Annotated in this window: 20 protein-coding genes; 13 read left to right on the top strand and 7 right to left on the bottom strand. The window is 71.5% G+C overall.

Annotated elements, in window-relative coordinates; genetic code table 11:
* Positions 1 to 27 precede the first annotated feature (27 nt).
* Together hflX and ACTOQ3_RS10215 are read right to left on the bottom strand one after the other, a co-directional pair.
* Entirely contained in the window at positions 28 to 1,398 is a 1,371-nt protein-coding gene (hflX, locus tag ACTOQ3_RS10220) for a GTPase HflX (RefSeq protein ID WP_440083179.1), read from the bottom strand.
* Between the two features lie 250 nt (positions 1,399 to 1,648).
* Positions 1,649 to 2,332: a DUF4097 family beta strand repeat-containing protein gene (locus tag ACTOQ3_RS10215; protein WP_440083103.1), complete on the bottom strand. Its 684-nt coding sequence runs from the start codon at positions 2,330 to 2,332 to the stop codon at positions 1,649 to 1,651.
* A 244-nt stretch (positions 2,333 to 2,576) separates the two neighbouring features.
* Between ACTOQ3_RS10215 and aceB the strand changes: the two genes are divergently transcribed.
* The 6 genes from aceB to ACTOQ3_RS10185 all read left to right on the top strand — a co-directional run bounded on the left by aceB (position 2,577) and on the right by ACTOQ3_RS10185 (position 9,899).
* Positions 2,577 to 4,163 (top strand): malate synthase A, encoded by a 1,587-nt coding sequence (aceB, locus tag ACTOQ3_RS10210; RefSeq protein ID WP_440083102.1) that lies wholly within the window; start codon positions 2,577 to 2,579, stop codon positions 4,161 to 4,163.
* A gap of 109 nt (positions 4,164 to 4,272) precedes the next feature.
* Positions 4,273 to 4,908, top strand: a complete 636-nt coding sequence (locus ACTOQ3_RS10205; protein WP_440083101.1) for a DUF1016 N-terminal domain-containing protein — start codon at positions 4,273 to 4,275, stop codon at positions 4,906 to 4,908.
* A gap of 82 nt (positions 4,909 to 4,990) precedes the next feature.
* Complete coding sequence (locus ACTOQ3_RS10200) at positions 4,991 to 6,448, top strand: FAD-binding oxidoreductase (RefSeq protein WP_440083100.1); 1,458 nt, start codon at positions 4,991 to 4,993, stop codon at positions 6,446 to 6,448.
* Positions 6,448 to 7,764, top strand: a complete 1,317-nt coding sequence (locus tag ACTOQ3_RS10195) for an FAD-binding oxidoreductase (protein WP_440083099.1) — start codon at positions 6,448 to 6,450, stop codon at positions 7,762 to 7,764. The genes ACTOQ3_RS10200 and ACTOQ3_RS10195 overlap by 1 nt, the downstream gene beginning before the upstream one ends.
* 1 nt (position 7,765) lies before the next feature.
* Positions 7,766 to 9,013, top strand: coding sequence for a (Fe-S)-binding protein (locus tag ACTOQ3_RS10190; protein ID WP_440083098.1), 1,248 nt, complete (start codon positions 7,766 to 7,768; stop codon positions 9,011 to 9,013).
* A gap of 115 nt (positions 9,014 to 9,128) precedes the next feature.
* On the top strand, positions 9,129 to 9,899 hold the full coding sequence (locus tag ACTOQ3_RS10185) for an IclR family transcriptional regulator (RefSeq protein WP_440083097.1): 771 nt from the start codon (positions 9,129 to 9,131) through the stop codon (positions 9,897 to 9,899).
* 157 nt (positions 9,900 to 10,056) lie between these two features.
* Here the strand turns inward: ACTOQ3_RS10185 and ACTOQ3_RS10180 are convergent, their stop codons facing one another.
* Positions 10,057 to 10,986: an SPFH domain-containing protein gene (locus ACTOQ3_RS10180; RefSeq protein WP_440083096.1), complete on the bottom strand. Its 930-nt coding sequence runs from the start codon at positions 10,984 to 10,986 to the stop codon at positions 10,057 to 10,059.
* 201 nt (positions 10,987 to 11,187) lie between these two features.
* Between ACTOQ3_RS10180 and ACTOQ3_RS10175 the strand changes: the two genes are divergently transcribed.
* Together ACTOQ3_RS10175 and ACTOQ3_RS10170 are read left to right on the top strand one after the other, a co-directional pair.
* Positions 11,188 to 11,787, top strand: coding sequence for an RNA polymerase sigma factor (locus tag ACTOQ3_RS10175; protein WP_440083095.1), 600 nt, complete (start codon positions 11,188 to 11,190; stop codon positions 11,785 to 11,787).
* Positions 11,784 to 12,863, top strand: coding sequence for a CU044_5270 family protein (locus tag ACTOQ3_RS10170; protein ID WP_440083094.1), 1,080 nt, complete (start codon positions 11,784 to 11,786; stop codon positions 12,861 to 12,863). The genes ACTOQ3_RS10175 and ACTOQ3_RS10170 overlap by 4 nt, the downstream gene beginning before the upstream one ends.
* Before the next feature lie 159 nt (positions 12,864 to 13,022).
* Here ACTOQ3_RS10170 and ACTOQ3_RS10165 read toward each other — a convergent pair whose 3' ends face one another.
* On the bottom strand, positions 13,023 to 13,559 hold the full coding sequence (locus ACTOQ3_RS10165) for a hypothetical protein (RefSeq protein ID WP_440083093.1): 537 nt from the start codon (positions 13,557 to 13,559) through the stop codon (positions 13,023 to 13,025).
* A gap of 93 nt (positions 13,560 to 13,652) precedes the next feature.
* Between ACTOQ3_RS10165 and ACTOQ3_RS10160 the strand changes: the two genes are divergently transcribed.
* Both ACTOQ3_RS10160 and ACTOQ3_RS10155 read left to right on the top strand, forming a co-directional pair.
* Complete coding sequence (locus ACTOQ3_RS10160) at positions 13,653 to 14,336, top strand: response regulator transcription factor (protein WP_440083092.1); 684 nt, start codon at positions 13,653 to 13,655, stop codon at positions 14,334 to 14,336.
* A complete protein-coding gene (locus ACTOQ3_RS10155; protein ID WP_440083091.1) occupies positions 14,333 to 15,592 on the top strand; it encodes a HAMP domain-containing sensor histidine kinase in 1,260 nt (419 codons plus the stop codon). The genes ACTOQ3_RS10160 and ACTOQ3_RS10155 overlap by 4 nt, the downstream gene beginning before the upstream one ends.
* A gap of 24 nt (positions 15,593 to 15,616) precedes the next feature.
* On the opposite strand, the gene ACTOQ3_RS10150 is transcribed toward ACTOQ3_RS10155, so the two are convergent.
* A complete protein-coding gene (locus ACTOQ3_RS10150) occupies positions 15,617 to 17,479 on the bottom strand; it encodes a CheR family methyltransferase (protein ID WP_440083090.1) in 1,863 nt (620 codons plus the stop codon).
* A 31-nt stretch (positions 17,480 to 17,510) separates the two neighbouring features.
* Positions 17,511 to 18,518 carry a chemotaxis protein CheB gene (locus ACTOQ3_RS10145; RefSeq protein ID WP_440083089.1) on the bottom strand — a complete coding sequence of 336 codons (1,008 nt, stop codon included), beginning with the start codon at positions 18,516 to 18,518 and terminating at the stop codon, positions 17,511 to 17,513.
* An 84-nt stretch (positions 18,519 to 18,602) separates the two neighbouring features.
* Between ACTOQ3_RS10145 and ACTOQ3_RS10140 the strand changes: the two genes are divergently transcribed.
* The 3 genes from ACTOQ3_RS10140 (at position 18,603) to ACTOQ3_RS10130 (ending at position 20,750) form a co-directional block, all read left to right on the top strand.
* Positions 18,603 to 19,469: an STAS domain-containing protein gene (locus ACTOQ3_RS10140; protein WP_440083088.1), complete on the top strand. Its 867-nt coding sequence runs from the start codon at positions 18,603 to 18,605 to the stop codon at positions 19,467 to 19,469.
* A gap of 153 nt (positions 19,470 to 19,622) precedes the next feature.
* The gene (locus ACTOQ3_RS10135) at positions 19,623 to 20,228 is read left to right on the top strand and encodes a hypothetical protein (protein WP_440083087.1); all 606 of its coding nucleotides are present in this window, start codon (positions 19,623 to 19,625) and stop codon (positions 20,226 to 20,228) included.
* A gap of 117 nt (positions 20,229 to 20,345) precedes the next feature.
* Positions 20,346 to 20,750 (top strand): PepSY domain-containing protein, encoded by a 405-nt coding sequence (locus tag ACTOQ3_RS10130; protein ID WP_440083086.1) that lies wholly within the window; start codon positions 20,346 to 20,348, stop codon positions 20,748 to 20,750.
* On the opposite strand, the gene ACTOQ3_RS10125 is transcribed toward ACTOQ3_RS10130, so the two are convergent.
* Complete coding sequence (locus tag ACTOQ3_RS10125) at positions 20,751 to 21,431, bottom strand: HNH endonuclease family protein (RefSeq protein ID WP_440083085.1); 681 nt, start codon at positions 21,429 to 21,431, stop codon at positions 20,751 to 20,753.
* Positions 21,432 to 21,461: the final 30 nt, after the last annotated feature.

The following is a 21,461-nucleotide window of genomic DNA, read 5'->3' as shown; positions in this document are numbered from 1 at the left end:
GACGGTACGGCGTGCCGGAAGCGCGGGTCAGACGGCGGTCTCGACCGGCTTGGCGGTCTTCTCCAGCTCGGCGAGGAGGCCGGGCAGGACCCTGGCGTGCAGGACCGTGCCGTCCCCGGTGTGCTCGACGCCGAGGACCTCACCCTCCTTGTGCGCCCGGGAGATCAGGTCGCCGCGCTCGTACGGCACGAGAAGCCTGACCTCCTGGTCGAATCGGGGCAGCTCCCGCTCGATCACGGCCCTCAGCTCGTCGAGCCCGGCACCGGTGCGGGCCGAGACCACGACGGTGTGACTCTCCTTCGCGGTCAGCTGGGCCAGCACCACCGGGTCGGCGGCGTCGGCCTTGTTGATGACCACGATCTCGGGGATGTCGCGGGCGCCCTCGATGTCACCGATCACCTCGCGCACCGCGGCGAGCTGCGACTCGGGGTCGGGGTGCGAGCCGTCGACCACGTGCAGGATCAGGTCGGCGTCGCCGACCTCCTCCAGCGTGGAGCGGAACGCCTCGACGAGCTGGTGCGGCAGGTGCCGGACGAACCCGACGGTGTCGGCCAGCGTGAACAGGCGGCCGTCGGGCGTGTGCGCCCTGCGGACCGTCGGGTCGAGCGTGGCGAACAGGGAGTCCTCGACCAGCACTCCCGCGCCGGTCAGCCGGTTCAGCAGCGAGGACTTGCCCGCGTTGGTGTATCCGGCGATGGCCACGGCGGGGACCTCGCGCTGCAGGCGCCGCGAGCGCTTGGTCACGCGGGCGGTGGTCATCTCGCCGATCTGGCGGCGCAGCTTGGCCATCCGCTCGCGGATCCGGCGGCGGTCCAGCTCGATCTTGGTCTCACCGGGGCCACGACCGCCCATGCCGACGCCGCCCGCGGCGCGACCGCCGACCTGGCGGGACAGGTTGCCACCCCAGCCTCGCAGGCGCGGCAGCAGGTAGTTGAGCTGCGCGAGCTCGACCTGCGCCTTGCCCTCGCGGCTCTTGGCGTGCTGGGCGAAGATGTCGAGGATCAGCATGGTCCGGTCGATGACCTTGACCTTGACGATCTCCTCCAGCTGGCGGAGCTGGCCGGGGCTCAGCTCTCCGTCGCACACCACGGTGTCGGCACCGGTGGCGGAGACGATGTCGGCGAGTTCCTGTGCCTTGCCCGAACCGATGTAGGTCGCGGTGTCGGGTTTCTGCCGGCGCTGGATCAGCCCCTCCAGCACTTCCGAACCCGCGGTCTCGGCGAGGAGCTTCAGCTCCAGGAGGGAGTTCTCGGCGTCGATCGCCGTTCCGGAGGTCCAGACGCCGACCAGGACGACCCGCTCAAGCCGCAGCTGGCGGTATTCGACCTCGGTGACGTCTTCCAGCTCCGTGGAGAGGCCCGCCACCCGGCGGAGTGCCTGGCGCTCGGCCAGATCCATCTCGCCGTTGTCGAGCAGGTCGTCGAATCGGTCGATGTCCAGCGGCTCACGAGTGTCTATGTCGTCGCTCCATTCAGATGGTTGGTGCTTACGCGTTCTTCTCATATGAGTGAACGCCCGAACACCCCGGGTCTCTTCCCCCCGATGGTGCCATGGGAACCCCTACGTCATCACCTGGTTATCACCACTTCGTCCCCGCGGGGCCCAGGCGCCCCGATCGGGCTCCGGGGAACGTCCCGGGGTCGTGACGTCAGGGAAGCAGGACCTGGGCGTCACCGGAGCCGGTCTTCAGCGTGACCTTGCGGGGCGAGGCGGGATCCTTCGTCACCTCCACGGCCTCGTCGCCGGAGCCGGTCTCGGCGGTGACGTCGTAGCCGCCCTGGGGAAGGTACGCGACGACGTCGCCGCTCCCGGTCTCGATCCGCACCCCCTCGGGCGCGGCGGAGAATCTCGCCTCGACGTCGCCGGAGCCGGTCTCGGCGGTGAACCGCTTGGAGGTGAGGCTGCCGGCCTCGATGTCGCCGGAGCCGCTCACGGCGTTCACCTCCCCGGTCAGCCCGCGCATCGTGATGGTGCCCGAGCCGGTGTCGAGCTTGGCCGTGAGGCCCCGCGGGATCTCGACCTTGTAGTCCACCGTGCAGTTCCCGCGGCACTCGTCGCGCAGGGTGAGTGTGCCGCCGTCCACCGGGTGCCGGGGGGTGGGCTTGTCGCCGCGCCAGTGGATGGTCTCGGTCACGTGGACGGCCGTCCGGTCCGACTCGGTGACCACGATGTCGCCGGAGCCGGTGGCGACGTCCAGGTTCGTCAGCTTGGCGGTGACGTCGTAGGAGACGACCTCCTGCTGCCGCTCGCGGAAGTCGAGGGCGAGGTCGCATCCCGAGAGCACGAACACCGACCCCAGGACCGCTCCGGCGACGAGCATGTTCTTCCTCATGCGCTCAATCCTCGATTTCCCGGGAAGCCCTCGCTCCCCATGTGCGACCGGTCCGTTCTCCCCCTCTGCCGAGGGCGCTGACCTCACTCTGTCCGAGTCCGCCTCCCAGATCATCGGGGAACTCCCCGAGCGAGCCCTGAGGAAGACCCTGCCTTTGACCCACAACCGACCCTCAAGTAGCGTCGATTCCACAATTCAGAATTACTTTTCCACTCTGCGGAAAATTGCACGGAAAGAGGGACCCATGGACGGTGTGGAGATCGGCGGCCCCATCCAGGACCGCTTCGACGAGATCCTCACGCCGGAGGCACTGGCCTTCGTGGCCACCCTCCAGCGTGAGTTCGACGGCCGGCGCCTGGAGTTGCTGGAGGCCCGCCAGGCCCGCCAGGCGGAGCTGTCGGCGGGCGGCACCCTCGACTTCCTGCCCGAGACCCGGCACGTGCGCGAGTCCGAGTGGCACGTCGCCCCGCCCGCGCCCGGGCTGGTGGACCGCCGCGTGGAGATCACCGGCCCCGTCGACCGGAAGATGACGATCAACGCGCTGAACTCGGGTGCCAAGGTCTGGCTGGCGGACTTCGAGGACGCCAACGCTCCCACCTGGGAGAACACCATCGGCGGCCAGCTCAACCTGCGCGACGCGCTCGACCGGACCCTGGACTTCTCCGCCGGGGAGAAGAGCTACACCCTCAAGCCGGACACCGAACTGGCCACCATCGTGGTCCGTCCCCGCGGCTGGCACCTGGACGAGAAGCACCTCACCCTCGACGGCAGGCCGTTCTCCGCCTCTCTCGTCGACTTCGGCCTCTACTTCTTCCACTCGGCGCAGCGGCAGATGGCCAAGGGCAAGGGCCCGTACTTCTACCTGCCGAAGATCGAGTCGCATCTGGAGGCCCGTCTCTGGAACGACGTCTTCGTCAGGGCCCAGGAACTGCTCGAGATCCCCCAGGGGACGATCCGGGCGACGGTGCTCATCGAGACCTACCCGGCCGCGTTCGAGATGGAGGAGATCCTCTACGAGCTCCGTGACCACTCCGCGGGCCTCAACGCGGGCCGCTGGGACTACCTCTTCAGCGTGATCAAGAAGTTCCGCACCCGCGGCCGCGAGTTCCTGCTGCCCGAGCGCAACGCCGTGACGATGACCGCCCCGTTCATGCGCGCCTACACCGAGCTGCTGGTCCGCACCTGCCACCGGCGCGGGGCCCACGCCATCGGCGGGATGGCCGCGTTCATCCCCTCCCGCCGCGATCCCGAGGTCAACAAGGTCGCCCTGGAGAAGGTCACCGCCGACAAGACCCGCGAGTCCGGTGACGGTTTCGACGGCTCGTGGGTGGCGCACCCCGACCTCGTGCCGATCTGCCGCGACGTCTTCGACGCCGTTCTCGACGACCGGCCGAACCAGCTCCACCGCCTGCGCGAGGACGTCTCCGTCTCCGCCGCCGACCTGCTCGCGGTCTCCAAGACCCCCGGCGACATCACCGAGGCGGGGCTGCGCAACAACGTGGACGTGGCGCTGCGCTACCTGGCCGCCTGGATGGGCGGGCAGGGCGCGGTGGCGATCCACAACCTGATGGAGGACGCGGCGACCGCCGAGATCTCCCGTTCCCAGATCTGGCAGTGGATCCACAACGGCATCGAGCTCGCCGACACCGGCGCCGTGGTGACCAGGGAACTGGTCGAGAAGATCATTGACGAGGAGCTCGCCAAGATCGAGGCGGAGCCCGGCTACGACGAGACCCTCTACGGCCAGGCCACCGCCCTGTTCAAGGAAGTCGCCCTGGACGACGACTTCGCGGAGTTCCTTACTCTCCCGGCGTATGCGCGTATGCCGTGACATGACCATTCCGACGGTGAGGAATCCTCATCCCCTGGCGGGGATTCCTCACTCCGAGCGGCCACCGGGGGCGGATGCGGACGTCGGGCCGAGTGGATACTTTGCGTGCATGAGCGATGACAGGAACGGCGAAGGAGCCGACCAGGGCGAGTACGAAGCGCTGCTCGACGCCGTCAAGCGCGAGATCATCGGCAGCAGGGGGCGGGTGGCACTGCTCACCACCGACACCGAGCTGATCCGGCAGTACTGGCGGATCGGCCGCCACATCCTCGACCGGCAGCCGGACGACGAGTGGGGAAGGAAGGTGGTGCCCAGGCTCTCGGCCGACCTGCGCGGCGCGTTCCCCGAGGCGACGGGCTACTCGCGGACCAACCTCCTCTACATGAGGGCCTTCGCGGCGGCCTGGCCCGACGCCATCCCGCAGACGGCGCGGCCGATTCCCTGGGGTCACCACATCGTCCTGCTGGATATGCTGGACAACAGGGCGACCAGGGAGTTCTACGCGCGCAAGACCGCGGACGAGGGATGGGCCAGGGGCGTCCTGATCACGATGATCAAGGGCCGGCTCCACCTGCGCATCCGCCGCTCCCCGGCGGGACCCGCCCGCACGCCGCCCTCCCCCGACTGCCGGGCGTCGCAGCGGGCGGCCGGCGAGCCCCGCTTCGCCGGTCTCGTGGACGAGGGTCCCAGGCACGGCAGGAACGCCGGCGCCGCCGCGCTGAGCGAGAATTCGAGACGAGGATGACGAGGGTGCCGTCCTCGATCGGCCGATGGAGGCCGGCGGGCACCGGCGGCGCCGGACCGCCGGGCACGCCGGAGGAGGAACGATGTCGACGAAGACCCTGGACGAGCCGGCCCGCAGGTTCGAGGAACTCCTCGGCCCCGGGTCGGTCATCACCGATCCCGTACGGCTGCGCACCTACGAGTGCGACGGGCTGACCCACCACCGGGTCACCCCCGGCGTCGTGGTGCTGCCCGAGAGCGCCGAGCAGGTCGCGGCCGTGGTGAGGATCTGCAACGAGTACGGCCTGCCGTTCGTGGCCAGGGGCGCCGGGACGGGGCTGTCGGGCGGCGCCCTGCCCCGGGCCGACGGGGTGCTGGTCGTGACCTCGAAGATGCGGCGGATCCTCTCCGTCGACCTGCCGAACCGGCGGGCCACCGTGGAGCCGGGGGTCACCAACCTGGCGATCACCGAGGCCGTCCGCGACCTGGGCCGCTACTACGCGCCCGACCCCTCCAGCCAGCAGGTCTGCACGATCGGCGGCAACGTGGCGGAGAACTCCGGCGGCGCGCACTGCCTGAAGTACGGCTTCACCGTCAACCACGTGGTCGGCCTGGAGATCGTCACCCCCGACGGCGACATCGTCGAGCTCTCGGACACCGACCCCGGCTACGACCTGCTGGGCGCGTTCGTCGGCTCTGAGGGCACCCTCGGCATCGCGACCAAGGTCGTCGTACGGCTGAGCAGGCTGCCCGAGTCCGTCACGACGCTGCTCGCGGCGTTCGAGGACATCGAGCGGGGCGGGCAGGCGGTGTCGGCGATCATCGGCGGCGGCATCGTACCCGCCGCGATCGAGATGATGGACGCCCTCGCCGTCGAGGCGGCCGAGGCGGCCGTGGCGTGCGCCTATCCCGAGGGCGCGGGGGCGGTGCTCATCGTGGAGCTGGACGGCCCCGCCGAGGAGGTCGCGCACCAGTTCGGCGAGGTGACGCGGATCTGCCGGGAGAGCGGCGCGTTCGAGATACGGGTCGCCGACGACCCGGCGGAGCGGGCCGCGATCTGGCGGGGCCGCAAGTCGGCGTTCGCCGCGGTGGGCCGGATCAGTCCCGCCTACATCGTCCAGGACGGCGTCGTCCCCCGGACCGCGCTGCCCGGGGTGCTGGCGAGCATCGACGCCCTCTCCCGCGAGTACGGCATCAGGGTGGCGAACGTCTTCCACGCCGGTGACGGCAACCTGCACCCGCTGGTGCTGTTCGACGACGCGGAGCCGGACGCGGAGGAGAGGGCGGAGATCGTCTCGGGGAGGATCCTCGACCTGTGCATCGAGCACGGCGGCTCCATCACCGGTGAGCACGGCGTCGGCGTGGACAAGTCCCGATATATGACCAAAATGTTCTCCGAGGACGATCTCAACACCATGCAGCTGGTGCGCTGCGCCTTCGACCCCCGCGGCCTGTCGAACCCGGGCAAGATCTTCCCGACCCCCCGGCTGTGCGGCGAGGTCCCCGGGGTCCGCAAGGGCGTGCACCCGCTGGTCGAGTCGGGACAGGCGGAGCAGTTCTGATGGGAGCACCGCTGGAGGCGGCTTTGACGGCACCGGTGAAGACACTGAGGGCGCTGCGCGAGACGGGCGTGACGATCAGGGAGGCGACCGCCGACGACGCGGTGGGCGGGGTGCCGCCGCGCTGGGTGGCCCTGCCGGAGAACGCCGGGGAGGTCGCCGCGCTGATGCGCGTCTCGGCCGCGCACGACCTGGCCGTGGTCCCGGTGGGAGACGGCACCAAGCTCGACTGGGGCAATCCCCCCGAACGGTGCGACCTGCTGATCGACACCTGCTGCCTGCTCCTGGGGAACGGGTCGGGGGTCGAGCACTCCTCGGGCGACCTCGTGGCGCGGGCCGGCGCGGGGCTCCCCCTCGACGTCCTCAACGAGACGCTCTCGCGCTCGCGGCAGGAACTCGCCCTGGACACCCCCCTGGGCACCGGCACGGTCGGCGGCACGCTCGCCACCGCGGTCGCCGGGCCCCGCAGGTTCCGCTACGGCACCGCCCGCGACCTGCTGATCGGCATCACGGTCGTGCTGGCCGACGGCACGATCGCCACCTCGGGCGGCAACGTCGTCAAGAACGTCGCGGGCTACGACCTGGGCAAGCTCTTCACCGGCTCGTACGGCACGCTCGGCGTCATCACCGAGGCCGTCTTCCGCCTCCACCCGATCCCGGCCGACCGCCGCTGGGTCACCGTGGACCTGCCCTCCTCCATCGGGCCGGGTTCTCCCACGGCGAAGGACGCGTCGGCCGCGCCGGTCGCGCTGTCCGCGCTGGTCGCCGAGCTCGCGGCCTCGCAGGCCGAGCCGAGCGCCGTCGAGCTGGACTGGCCGGACCTCACCGGCGGGCCCACCGTGTCCGCGCTCGTCGAGGGGGTGGCGGCCGGCGCCCGTGCCGAGGCCGTGCGCAAGACGATGGACGAGTACGGGAGCGCGCGGATCACCACCGAGGCGCCCGCCTGGTGGACGGTGCCGCCCGGTGAGGAGGTGCTGCTGGAGCTGCGGGTCCCGCCCGCCGCCGCGTACCCGGCGCTGCGGGCGGTCGCCACCCGCGGGCTGCCCGCGCGCGTGCGCGGGTCGGTGGCCTCCGCGGTCCTGCTGGTCGCCCTGCCAGAAAATGTCGGAGAGGCGGAGTTCGCCGGGTTCGTGACGGGCGTGCGCGACGACCTCCGGCGGCTCGGCGGCGGGCTGACGGTGCTCGCCGCGCCCGCCGCCCTCGCCCGCGGGATCGACCGCTGGGGCCCGTCGGGCGCCCTGCCGCTGATGCGACGGGTCAAGGAACGGTTCGACCCCGGCCGGAGGATGTCCCCCGGCCGGTTCGCGGGAGGGATCTGACGTGGACCCTGAGCTGATCAACGACTGCGTGCACTGCGGGTTCTGCCTGCCCTCGTGCCCGACGTACGTCCTGTGGGGCGAGGAGATGGACTCCCCGCGCGGCCGGATCCACCTGATGAAGCAGCACGTCGAGGGCACCCCGCTGACGCCGGAGATGGCCGGGCACTTCGACGCGTGTCTGGGGTGCATGGCGTGCGTGACCGCCTGCCCGTCCGGGGTGAGGTACGACCGGCTGATCGAGCAGACCCGGGCCGAGGTGGAGCGGGTGCACGTGCGGGAGCCGGACGACAGGGCGCTGCGGGCGCTGGTCTTCCAGCTGTTCCCCTATCCCCGGCGGCTGCGGGCGATGCGGCTGCCGCTGCGGCTCAGCGCCGGGCTGCGGCGGGCGGTCGCGCCGAGGCTGGAGCGGATCAACCCGTCCCTGGCGGCGATGGCCGACCTCGCTCCCCCGGCCGCCGCCAGGGTGCGGCTGCCGCGCCGGGTCGCGGCGCGGGGGACGCGCAGGGCCACGGTCGGGATGCTCACCGGCTGCGTGCAGGGGGAGTTCTTCCCGCAGGTCAACGAGGCCACGGCCCGGGTGCTCGCGATGGAGGGCTGCGACGTGGTGATCCCGCCCTCGCAGGGCTGCTGCGGGGCGCTGTCGCTGCACTCCGGCCAGGAGCGGCAGGCCCTGCGGTTCGCGAAGCGGACGATCACCACCTTCGAACGGGCGGGCGTCGACACGATCGTGGTCAACGCCGCCGGCTGCGGGTCGACGATGAAGGACTACGCGGAGATCCTCGAGAGCGAGGGCGGCGACTGGGCGGACAGGGCGCGGGCGATCAGGACCGTCGACCTGGCGGAGTATCTCGTCGCGCTCGGCCCGGTGGCCGAGCGGCATCCGCTGCCGCTCACCGTGGCCTACCACGACGCCTGCCACCTGGCCCACGCCCAGGGGATCCGGTCGGAACCCCGCAAGCTCCTGGACGGCGTCCCCGGCCTGGAGCTGAGGGAGATCGCCGAGTCGGCGATCTGCTGCGGCTCGGCGGGGACCTACAACCTGTTCCAGCCGGAGACCGCGAGGGACCTCGGTGACCGCAAGGCGGAGCGGGTGCTCGCCACCGGCGCCGACCTGCTGGTCTCGGCCAACCCCGGCTGCACCATGCAGATCGCCGCGGCGATCCGCCGCCGGGGCGCCGAACCCGTCCCCGTCGCGCACACCGCCCAGGTCCTCGACGCCTCGCTGCGCGGACTGGCGAGGGTGCCGTGAGCGGGGGGCTTTCAAGCGGCGGGGGCCTGGTGAGCGGGGGTCTCGTGAGTGGAGGTTCCGTGAGCGGGGGCCTGGTGAGCGGCCCGCCCGGCCGGTGCGGGATCGAGGGGGGCGCATGAGCGCGGTGCAGTCGGTCGACCGGGCGCTGGACGTGCTGGAGGCGCTGGCCGAGCGGGGCGGCGAGGCCGGGCTCTCGGAGATCGCGGCCGGCACCGGGCTGCCGTACGGGACGATCCACCGGCTGCTGCGCACGCTGCTCGCCCGGGGCTACGTACGCCAGGAGTCCGACCGCCGCTACGCCCTGGGCGGCGCGCTGGTGCGGCTCGGCGGGGTGGCCGAGCGCATGGTCGGCGTGTGGGCGCAGCCGTACCTGACGAGGCTGGTCGAGCTGTCGGGCGAGACGGCCAACCTGGCGGTGCTGGAGGGTGACTTCGTGGTCTACGTCGCCCAGGTGCCCTCTCCGAGGCGGCTGCGGATGTTCGCGGAGGTCGGTCGGCGGGTGCTGCCGCACAGCACGGCCGTGGGGAAGGTCCTGATGGCCGGCAGGGCGGACACCGAGGTGGCGTCGCTGGTCGAGCGGACCGGCATGCCGCGCAGGACCGCCAACACGATCACCGACCTTCCCGGCATGCTCGCCGAGCTGGAGCGGGTGCGAGAGCACGGGTACGCGATGGACCTGGGCGAGGAGGAGCTGGGCGTGCACTGCCTGGCGGTGGGCGTACGGGACGGGGCGCGGACGATCGCCGCGCTGTCGGTGTCCGGACCGGCCGAGCGCATCACCGCGCTCGACCGGCGGGACCTCGCCGAGGGCATGCGCAGGATCGCGCACGACTTCGGCGCCGAACTGGGCCCGGTCGTGCCCGACCGGGCGGACCGCACGTCGTGAGCCGGTCCCCCGCCCCGGCGGATACGGCGTGAGGCGACCACGGGATCATCCGGTGGCAGCCGCAGGACGAGGATTCAGGGGACCGGCACACCTTCTGCCCTGACTTCCCGGCCGTCCGCTTCCGGCGACGGCCGGGCGAGGGTTCCGGGCGCCGGGGTCAGCGGCCCTGAGGGGTGATGTTGAGGTCGCTGCCCTGCGGCACCGGCACCACGCTGACCTGTCCCTTCTGGATGGCCTGCCAGAGCACGGCGCCCTGCGGGCCGAGAACCCTGACCAGGTCCTTGATCGATTCGATCTCGGTGCGGACCTTGGCGTTGCGCTGGGTCTGCGCGATGTTCTCCGCCTTGGCCGCCTGCTCCGAGGCCAGCGCGGCGACCAGGGCCTCCGGCGGCTCGGGCTTCTGGATGGTCAGGGAGATGTCACCGCACTGCCCGCTGCCCCCGTAGTTCTGGTTGCAGAAGTAGTCGCCCCCGGCCGTCGCCTTGATGAACTCCCTGGCGAGCTGGCCGACCCGCGCCTCCCAGGCCTGCTTCACCTTCGGGTCGTTGAACAGTCCCCGCCACTCGAACTCCTGCGAGGCGGCGTCCATGGCGCGGTCCAGCGGCACCCGCATGTAGATGTTGAGCATCCGCCGCCAGCCGTCGGACGTCTCGCCCTCCTCGTAGTAGGCGCGGAACTTCAGCCCGATCTTCTCGTGGAACTGCTGGAGCGTCCTGCAGTCGGTGTTCAGCGTGAACGTCGCCACCCCGGACACGGTCATCTCCACGTTGTCCTTGGAGACCACGGACAACGGCTTGGACTCGGCGTCGTCCGCCTCGGAGAAGTCGAAGGTCCGCTGGCCGAACGGATAGGAGTATCCGTTGTCGCCGGGGCCGAGGAGCGTGGCGCCGCTGGAGGGGTTGACGCACCTCTCGAACTTGATGGCCTCGAAGACGCCGCCCGCGTAGTGCAGGACCACCTCGTCGGGCTGCGTGCTCACCCGCGAGCACGCGCTGAGGGCGAACCCGGAGACCACCAGCAGGGCGACCACGAGGAGGAACCCCTTCAGCAACAACCGCCTGCCGCCACCGGCCTTCTGAGCGCTCATCATCTCTCCCTTTGCACCCGTTTCGTGAAGGCGGAGCTTAGTGGCGGCCGATCACGGACGGTGGGGCCTCCGGCGACTCGACGCCCAAGGGAGACATATACATCTATGGAACCCGATGCAGGTGACCGGCGGAGTAGGAGGTGAGAGCGCGGACGCGCTCCGGTAAGGATGCACCGTGACAATGACTGGACGAAGCGGGTGGTGACACTGGGTCTCCCCCAACGGACCGGGGCCTTCCCGCCGCCCACACCCGCCGACGACACGACCGACGCGACACTGATCGGGGAGTCCCTGACGGACCCCGACCGGTTCGCGGGGCTCTTCGACCGCCACGCCGACGAGATCCACCGGTACGTGGCGCGACGGCTGGACGACGTGACCACGGCCGACGACGTGACGGCCGAGACATTCCTCGCGGCCTTCCGCAAGCGGGCCCGGTACGACCTCGGCCGCGTCGACGCCAGACCCTGGCTGTACGGGATCGCCTCCAACCTGATCTCCGGTCACCGCAGGTCGGAGACCCGCAGGCTGAAGGCGCTCGCCCGGCAGGCTCCCGAGCGCGCGGCCGAGTTCGAGGACCGCAGCGCCGAGCGCGTCACCGCCGACCGGCTCAGGCCCGCCCTCGCCGCCGCGCTGGCCGGGCTCGGCTCCGCCGAGCGGGACCTGCTCCTGCTGGTGGCTTGGGCCGACCTGACCTACGAGGAGGCCGCGCAGGCGCTCGGCATCCCGATCGGGACCGTCAGGTCCCGCCTCTCCCGCACCCGGACCAAGATCCGCCGCTCCCTGGAGTCACACAGATGAACGACGACGAGATCCAGCTGGTGGCCGCCATCCGGCCCGAGGCTTCCCCGTACGACGACCAGGCGAGGCAGGCGGCCCGGCGGGGGCTGGTCGCGGCCGCCACGCCGCAGGCCCGGGGTTGGCGGCCGCGGTGGCGCGGACCGTACGCGATGGCCCTGGCCGGGGCGCTCGCGGTGGCGGTGGGGGCGACCGCGATCACCCTGGCACGGGCTCCCGGCGGTTCGCCGGGCCCCGTGGAGGAGGTCGTGGTGACGATGCCCAAAATCGTCGCCGTCTCGGCGGGCGAGGTGCTCGACAGGGCGGCGCGGGCGACCGTGCGGACGGACCTGGCGCCGCGTGACGACCAGTTCGTCAAGGTCGAGTCGGAGACGATGTACGGCTTCTACGGCGACGAGGCCACGAACGCGGAGACGGGTGAGGCCGGCGGGGGGACCCGCTACCTCTACCGGACCAAGCGGGCCATCTGGCTGTCGGCCGATGGGACGAGGAACGGCGTGGTGCGGATCGAACACCTGGAGCCCAAGGCCTACCCGGGCTGGCCGATCCCTGAGAGCGCGTACGAGCGGACCGGCGTCGAGACGCTCCCGCTGGTGAACTGCGGGAAAACCCCCGACTACATGCGCACCGACCACGCCGCGCTCAAGAAGCTCCCCACGGACGTCGAGGGGATGCGCGCCCACCTCTACACCGGCGACCGGGGTGGCAACTCCAAGGACGGGGCGGCCTTCACCGCGGCGGGCGACATGCTCAGGGAGACCTACATGCCTCCGGCGCAACGGGCGGCGCTGTTCAAGGCGGTGGGCACCATCCCCGGGGTCGACGTCACCGAGCGGGCCGAGGACGCGGCGGGACGCCAGGGGATCGGCGTCGGCCGGGTCGGCGTCGGCGGCGTCAGGGAGGATCTGATCTTCGACGCGAAGACGTACGAGCTGCTCGGCGAGCGCGGGATCGTGGTCGACGAGAAGGCCGCCAGGTCTCCCAAGGGCAGCCTGGTCGCCTCGACCGCCCGGCTCTCGGTCACCGTGGCCGACGAGGCTCCCGAGGCGGAGATCACGGAAGCGGACAAATGCGGCTGACAGCCGCCCTCCCGGTCCCGCCCGCACCGCGGGCCAGGGATTCCCGGCGCCGCTGACCGGCCGAACGGTGCGCGAGACGGGCCTCCGGTTCTCCGGCCCCGCCTGCCGGCCGGACGGTGCGCGAGACGGGCCCGGGGTTCCCTGCCCCGCCCTTCGTGGTCAGGCGTGAACGCTGTGGACGGGGGATCCGTCGGCCGCGCAGTGGACCTCGACCTTGACCTCGTCCTCCTCGGACTCGAACTCGACGCGGGCCCGGTCCGCGGGTCCGCGCTCGACGTCGTCGGCCTGGAATCCCTGGGCGGGGCTCCAGGACCGGAGGATGACCAGGCCGTTCTCGCACCGGGCGATGACCTTGCCGCCCACCGTGGTGATCAACCGGCTCTTGCCGGGCTCCGCGACGGGCGTGGCGGTGGTGGTGACGGTGACGGTCGGCGCGGGAGTGGGCCCGGCGGGGTCCGGGGTGCCCTCGGCGGGAGGAGCGGACGAGGGAACGGAGGGCGGAACGGACGAAGGAAGGGCGTTGGGCAGGGACGAGGCGAGGGCGAGCGCCTCGTCGACCTCGGCGGCGGAGAGCGGCCGGAGCCCGGTGTCCGTCAGCGGCTCGCTGAGCCGGTCGATCACCGCCACCCCCACTCCGATCGCGAGGAGCCCGGTGATCAGCCACCCGGCCACGACCAGGGAAAGACGCTTGCGCATGCCCTCACTGTGCCACCGGAAACGATAAGACAACGCTAAGGAGCCGTTAACCCGCTTTTGACGCGGTACGGAAGGGGGCTAACGTGACGGCAAATGTCGAACGTGCTGCTCATCGAGGACGACGTCGCGATCCGCACCTCCCTCACCCGGGGCCTGCGCGACCGCGGCCACGCCGTGTCGTCCGCCCCCGCCGCTCTCGACGGCCTGCGGCTGGCCGTCGAGGAACGCCCCGACCTGGTCGTCCTCGACCTCGGTCTGCCCGACATGGACGGCCTGGACCTGCTGCGGATGCTCCGCGCGGTGAGCCGGGTCCCGGTGATCGTGGCGACCGCGCGGGACGGCGACGCGGAGATGGTCAGGTTGCTGGACGCGGGTGCCGACGACTACGTGGTCAAGCCGTTCAGCGCGGCCCAGCTCGACGCGCGGATCCGGGCGGTGCTCCGGCGGGTGGCCGGTGAGAGCCGCGCCGACAGCGCGGTCACCGTGGGGGGCCTGCGGATCGACCCGCGCACCCGGGAGGCGACCCTGGACGGGACGCCGCTGGATCTGAGTCCCCGGGAGTTCGACCTGCTCCACTACCTGGCGGCCCGGCCCGGCGAGGTGGTCACCAAGCGGGAGCTGCTCACCCACGTCTGGCAGATCCCCTACGGGGGAGCCGACAAGACGGTGGACGTCCACCTCTCCTGGCTGCGCCGCAAGCTGGGCGAGACGTCCCAGGAGCCCCGCTACCTGCAGACCGTCAGGGGTGTCGGCGTGCGACTGGCCGCCCCGGCATGAGGCGCTGGCTGACCCTGCTGGTCGCGGCGACCACCTCCCTCGTGCTGATCGCGCTGCTGGTCCCGCTGGCCCTGCTGGTCCGCACGGTGGCGGTGAGCGGGGCGGTCAGCGAGGCCGAGAGCGAGGCCGAGTCGGTGGCGGTCGTGGTCGGCGCGGTGGACACCGAGACCCTGCGGCTCACCGCGGAGCAGGCCGAGCATCCGGTCACGGTCTTCCTCCCCGGCGGCGAGGTGATCGGCGATCCCGCCCCGCGCTCCGCCGCCGTGGAACTGGCCTCCCGCGGTCGCAGCGTCACCGCCGCCGCCCCCGGCGGGCGGGAGATCCTGGTCGCGGTCCAGGGGGCACCCGGGGGTACGGCGGTGGTCCGGGTGTTCCTGGACGACGGCCGCCTGACCAGGGGCGTGCCCCAGGTCTGGGCCGGGCTGGCGGCGCTCGGCCTGGCCCTGGTCGGGCTGGGTGTGCTGGTCGGCGACCGGCTGGCCCGCGCGGTGATCAGGCCGATCACCGCGCTGGCGGGGGTTTCGCACCGGCTCGCGGCGGGCGATCTGTCAGCCAGGACGGAGCCCGACGGCCCTCCGGAGGTGCAGGCGGTCGGCGTCGCCCTCAACCACCTGGCCGAGCGCATCACCGGCCTGCTCGCGGAGGAGCGGGAGAGCGCCGCCGACCTGTCCCACCGGCTGCGCACCCCGCTGACCGGGCTGAGGCTGGAGGCGGAGTCGCTGGCCGATCTCGAGGAGTCGGCCAGGATCGAGGCGAGGGTGGACGCCCTGGAACGCGCCGTCACCTCGGTGATCACCGAGGCCAGGCGGCGGGGGCGTGAGCGGGCCGAGTGCGACGCGGCGGCGGTGACCGGGGCGCGGGTCGCGTTCTGGTCGGTGCTCGCCGAGGACCAGTCGCGGCACTTCACCCTCGAGCTGGCCCCCGGCCCGCTGCCGGTCGGGGTCGCCGCGGACGACCTCGCCGCCTGCGTGGACGCCCTGCTCGGCAACGTGTTCGCGCACACGCCGGAGGGGGTCTCGTTCTCCGTACGGCTGGAGGCGACCGGCGGCGGCGCGCTGCTGACCGTCGCCGACGCCGGTCCCGGCTTCGCCACGCCCGACCCGTCGCAGCGCGGCGAGAGCGGTGCCGGGTCGACCGGTCTCGGCCTCGACATCGCCCGCCGGACGGCGGAGTCGGCGGGTGGCTCGCTGTCCCTGGGGGCCTCCCCCGAGGGCGGGGCGAGCGTGATCCTGTTCCTGCCCGCCGTCACGCCCTGAAGCCGGGGACGGGAGGCCGGCCTCCTACCCCTGCCGAAGGAGGTTCATCACCATGATCACTCCATGGGGCGACATGTCGTCGGTGTGCAGGCGGGAGAGCTCGACGTTGAGCCGGGCGGGGCGCCCCCTCCGGTTCACGCCGTCCAGGGTGACACCGTCGGCGCGGCCGTTCCCCGGCTCGGGCCCCGCCTCCAGCATCCGCTGAGCCCTGGTCAGAAGCTCCCCGACGGGAAGGCCGATGTCGAGGGAGGCCAGCCGGCAGCCGATCGCCTCGTCGGCGCGGAGCCCCCACAGCTCCTCGGCTCCCGGGCTCCAGACCAGCACCCGCGTGTCGGTGTCGATCACGGCCACGGCGTCGCCGAGGCTGCGCACCACCGAGGAGACGAGGAGGGTAGCCCGCTTGAGCTCGTCACTGCGGGAGTTGAGGGTGTCGTTGATCTGCTGGAGCTCGTCGTTGGTCGACTGCAGCTCCTCGTTCATCGTCTCCAGCTCCTCGTTCGTGGACTGCAGCTCCTCGTTGGTGGTCTCCAGCTCCTCGTTCGTGGACTGCAGCTCCTCGTTGGTGGTCTCCAGCTCCTCGTTGGTCGACTGCAGCTCCTCGTAGGCGTGCTCCAGCTCCCGGTTCGTCTGCTCCAGCCGGTCGCGGAGCTGGCGGTAGCGCGTCACGTCGTGGAAGGTGACGCCGACGCCGACCAGCTCACCGCCCGGTTCCAGGAGCGGGACGACGGCGATGTCGAAGACGCTCGGCTCCGGCGTGTTCGGCCGGTGCCAGGTGACGTCCTGCAGCTCGGCGACGCGCAGGTCCAGCTCCACCTGCTCGATCACCGAGCGGAGCTCGACCGGCCGGTAGGACACCTCCAGGTCCTGGAACGGCCGCCCGATGTCTCGGGGGTTGAGGTTGAAGAGCAGTTCGGCGCGCGAGTTCGCCAGGGCGAGGTTCCTGGAGCGGTCGAGCGCGATCTGCGCGACCGGGCCGGTGGCGAGCGCCGCCGCCTGCAGCACCGTGTGCCGCACGTACGGGCGGGTCTGCGCCACGCCGGCACCGGGGGCCCAGGTGGTCCGGCTGCCCGGCGGCGGCGATCCGATCTTCTTGAACAGCCTCATCCGGAGGTTCACCGGCTCGAACCTGTCGCTGTGGTTCAGCAGCATCTCCGCCTTGCCCAGGAAGAGGTAGCCGGGGTCGGAGAGCGCGAAGTGGAACCGGCGCACGACGCTGAGCTGGGTCTCGCTGTTGAAGTACATCAGCGTGTTGCGGGCCAGCAGGAGGTCGACCCGGGAGATCGGCGCGTCGCGCGTGAGATCGTTGCGACCGAAGATCAGCTGGCGTCGCAGGTCGCGCCGGAACCCGAAACCGGCCTCCACCGGCTCGAAGTAGGTCTGGCGCAGATCTTCCGGCACCTCGGCGAGCTGCCGCTCGCTGTACACGGCCGCCCGCGCCGTCTGGAGGGCCTTCTGGTCGAGGTCCGTGGCGTATATCTTCACCCGCTCGCGGAAATCGTCCATGCCGAGCTGTTCGGCCAGCACCATCGCGAGGCTGTAGGCCTCCTCGCCCGTCGCGCAGCCGGCGCTCCAGATCCGGATCACCTTGCCGGGCCCCTTGCTCGCCAGCAGGCTGGGGATCACGGTCCCGCGGAGCGTCTGCCAGGCGGCCGGATCGCGGAAGAAGGCGGTGACGTTGATCAGCAGGCTGTCGAAGAGCCGGTTGAACTCCTCGGGTTCCAGCTCCAGATAGTCCCGGTACTCGCCGTAGTCACGGAGCTTGAGCGCCTCCAGCCGCCTGCTGATGCGGCGCATGAGGGTGGTGCGCTTATATCCCGTGAAGTCGAAGCCGCGCGTCTCCTTCAACATGAGCAGGAGATCGTCGAATTCACGTTCGTCGCCGGGCATCACACTGCCAGCCTAGGCCCGTCACCGACCGCTACGTGAGGGCAAGGGTGTCCCCGGTGCCGTCGATGCGGCTTTGTAGCATTCGCATCGTCTCCAGTGCCTGCCTGGTCTGCTCGGCGTCCTCCAGCAGGCGCTGCGACGAGTGTTTCCTTCCCTGCAGCTGCGCGCGCTCCAGCATGCGCTCCAGCATGCGCAGCCGCTCCTCCAGCCGCAGGACCGCCGTCCACAGCGCCCGCTCCACGGCCTCGGCCTGGCTCGCGGCCATGCCCTGCGGGGACCACCCGTGTCCCACCCGGCAGCCGTAGTGGGCCTCTCCGCCGTTCTTCGTCTCGTACACGGGCCCGCCGCACTCCGGGCAGCTCAACCCTGTGAGATCGCCCCCGTACGGGCCGATCTCACCGGATAACAGGTAGAGGGCGATCTCCTTCTCGATGCCCGGATCCTTCACGACCTCGTCCTCGACGATCGTGCGGCTCTGCCGCACGATCCACTCGGCGATCTCCTCCACCGCGAACGCCTCCGCGCTCCGTGCCGCGGCCAGGGCGGCGCGGGGCATCCCGTCGAACGCGCTCTGCCGGGGATCCTGGACGGCGACCGCGCCGAGGTGGCGCTCCACCACGGCGCACCCCCTCGCGCCGTCGTCGAGCGTGCCGCTCAGCACGACGGCGAGCGTACGGGGACCCCCGTCCAGCGCCGCGCTGAGGAACAGCGGGTCCGCGGCCGGCCGGTGACCGTTGTAGCGAGGGCCGCGCGAGAGCCTGATCGCGCCGTCCCGGACCATCAGGTGGCGGTCAGGAGGCGCCACGTAGACCCGGCCGTGTCGCAGGGACTCGCCGTCTCCCGCGGCGGTGGCCTCCAGCGGCCCGGCCCGGTCGAGGATCCCCGCGAGACTGCTCTCCGCGCGGGGGGGCAGGTGCAACACCACGAGGACGGAGGCGGCGAGATCGCCGGGCAACCGCGCGAGCAGGGCACGCAGAGCCTCCACACCGCCGGCCGAAGCCGCGACGACCACCACATCACGCCCGCTGGAACCTGCCACATTTAGCTTCTATCCCGTCGGGACCCATTCATACTGGAGAACCGTAGGATTGTCGGCGGGGCCTCCGAAAGACCCTTGAAGGGTATGGCCAATATGGATATGTCGGTGTATGTCATTCACCAATATGGTGATACTGCTCTGGTGGCCGTGGTGGGCGAGATAGACGCCTTCAACTACCGGCTGCTGGAGTCGGAGCTGGAATCTCTCATGCTCGGAGGCGCACGACACATCCTCGTGGACGCCGGCGAGCTGCTTTTCTGCGACGTCAGCGGGGCCCGGGTGCTGGAGCGGATTCACGAGGGTCTCCGCGCGGCCGGAGGAGAGCTGTTCGTCGTCCCCTCCCCGACCGTGATCCGGCTGTTCACCGTGCTCTGGGGAGCGCAGGAGCCCAAGCACCCCGGCCTGGTCGACACCTCCGGCATGGACGCTTTCCCCGGAGTCCCGTCCCTCCCCCCGCGGCACGTCCCGGTCCTGCGGCGCATCGGCGGCAGGCGCCGCACCCACCGGGACGCCACCGGGCGCGCCGGGATCCCGGATTCCGAGAAGCCCTCCCCACGGGACGCCACCCCGCCGGAGCACACCTCCCCCTGGGAGCGGGAGAGCACGACGCTCCGGGGGCGCATCGCCTCCCTTACGGAGAGCACCGCGTCCCGGGCCGAGCCGGACCCGGGGCACCTGCCCGCCGAACGCGCGGCGCACCCGGCGCTGGAGAGGGCCGCGCGCCTGAGGCGGGAGGCGGCGGCACGCCTGGAGACGCTCCGCCTCCGGACGCAGACGACCTGCGCGACGCTGGTCGAGATCCACGAGCGGAGGGCCGCCCTCCAGGCCGGGCTGGACACCCACCTCGCGATGCGGGCCGCGGTGAGGCTGGCCTGCGACGACCACGCCGAGCGGGCGAAGGCGGATCGGGCGCGCGAACTCGCCGCCTCCTTCCCCGCAGGATCCGGCTGAGGCGCACCGCGGCCGGGTCGCCGAGCGGATGATCAGGCGCCTTCGCGGTTATCCGCGGCCATGCCGGAAAGCATGATGTCGTGACTTTTCCGCTTCCCTGAGGGAGGGGAATTCCGCTGAGCCGCTAGCGCGGCTCCACGAAGGGCAAGCCGTATGGCGGGTGATCCCGAGATCCACGACAGCTCAGACGCCCACGACGAACCACAGGACGAGCGCCGCGAGGCCCGCAGGGAGTGGAGCGAGCGCACGCGCGAGCGCATCGCCCAGGCCGGCGAGCGGGCCGGGCAGGCCGCCGAGCGCCGGCACGAACTCGCCCGCGGTGAGACCGCGCCGGTATCACGCGCCTCCCCGTCACCCCCGTCACCCCCGTCCCCGCCGTCCCCGTCGTCCCCCGCGCTTCCCTCGTCCTCCGGCTCACTCCCACCCCCAGAGTCGCTCTCGTCGCGCGCCGAGCGGACGGACCAGGCCGGCGCCCACTTGGGAAAGGCGCGCCTGCGGGCCGACCAGGCCAGGGAGCGCGCGACGGCCGGATACCGGTCGGCGGCCCAGGCCCACCGGAACGCGGCCGCGAGCCACGACCGGGCCGCGGCGGCGGGGAGCGGGGACGCGGAGACCCACCGGCTCCAGGCGCTGACGCATCGCCGCCAGGCCGCAGCCGACGAGCACCGGGCGTCCATGGCCGAGCGGGCGGGCCCCGATCTCCGGAAAGACGACCCCGGGGATCTTCGAAAAGACGACCCTGAGCGAACCGGCCCCTGATGCGGTGTGCCCGAAGTGGCGTAAGAAAACGCGCCGGAATTCAGCGGCGGGCCGAACTCGCCTTTGGTTAACGGTCCCTTAGCGCGCCCCTAGCAAAGTCTCCGAAAATCTTGGCATATGACACGAATTGCCAGGATTACTGTCGGAACCCTCGCCGCCGCCCTCCTGACCGGTGGAGGCGGCATCGCTCTCGCCGCGCAGACGGACAGCGCGGCGATCACCGCCACCGCGGCCGGCACCGGTACGACCGGTGCGACCGGTGCGACCGGTGCGACCGTGACCGGCGCCACGGGCACGGCCGCCGCACCGGTCACCACCTCGGCGGGCATCTCCTCCCGCGAGGCCGTGCAGATCGCCAAGAAGCGCGTTCCCGGCGCGCGCGTCAGCAAGGTCGAGCGCGAGTGGGAGCACGGCCGGCGGGCCTGGAAGGTCGAGCTGCACAGAGGCGCCTGGGAGTACGACGTCTACGTGTCGGCGAAGACCGGAAAGATCATCAAGTTGAAGCGCGACTACGACGACTGATCAGCAGGACTTGAGGACGGACTCCATGGCGTCCTTCTCGCCGGACGTCACCCACAGGTCGTATCTGACCTTCACCCTGATCTGGCGCTCGACGTAGGGGCACCGGTAGGCGCGGCGCGGCGGCAGCCAGGTCGCCGCGTCTCCGGCGCCCTTCTGGCTGTTCAGCGGCCCGTCCACGGCCAGCAGGTTCAGCGGGTCGTTGGCGAGTTCCTTCCGCTTGGACTCGGACAACTGCTGGGCGCCCTTCTGCCAGGCGTCGGCGAGCGCGACCACGTGGTCGATCTGCACCGCCATGCTGGTCCGCGTCCCGCGCTCGAACTTGATGGTCTTGCCGCTGTACGGATCCTCGAGAATTCCGGACTGCACGACGCAGCCGTCCTCGCCCTTCTTGAAGACCTCTTCCTTCAGGTCGCGAATGAGAATGTCGTTGCGGGTGTCACAGCCGTTCCCGTCGACGTCCGACCACGCGGAACCGAATTCGTCGCGGTCGAACCCGGTCATCGAGGCGCGCCCCTTGACCTGCAATTTCTTCAGATCCTTGAGCGCCTCGGACGCGGATTTCCCCCCGCCGGAGGACTGCGCCCCGTCGTCCACACCTCCGCCCGGCACCGGGCCGCAGCCCGCCACCGTGAACGCGATCGTCGCGACGACCACACCTCGTACCAGCGCAGTCCGCACCATGCCACCTCTCACGTGCATCACTCTCTGAAG

The sequence above is a fragment of the Streptosporangium sp. LJ11 genome (genome assembly GCF_051918945.1).
Lineage (GTDB): Bacteria > Actinomycetota > Actinomycetes > Streptosporangiales > Streptosporangiaceae > Streptosporangium.
This window is presented reverse-complemented; position numbering and strand designations above follow the sequence as displayed.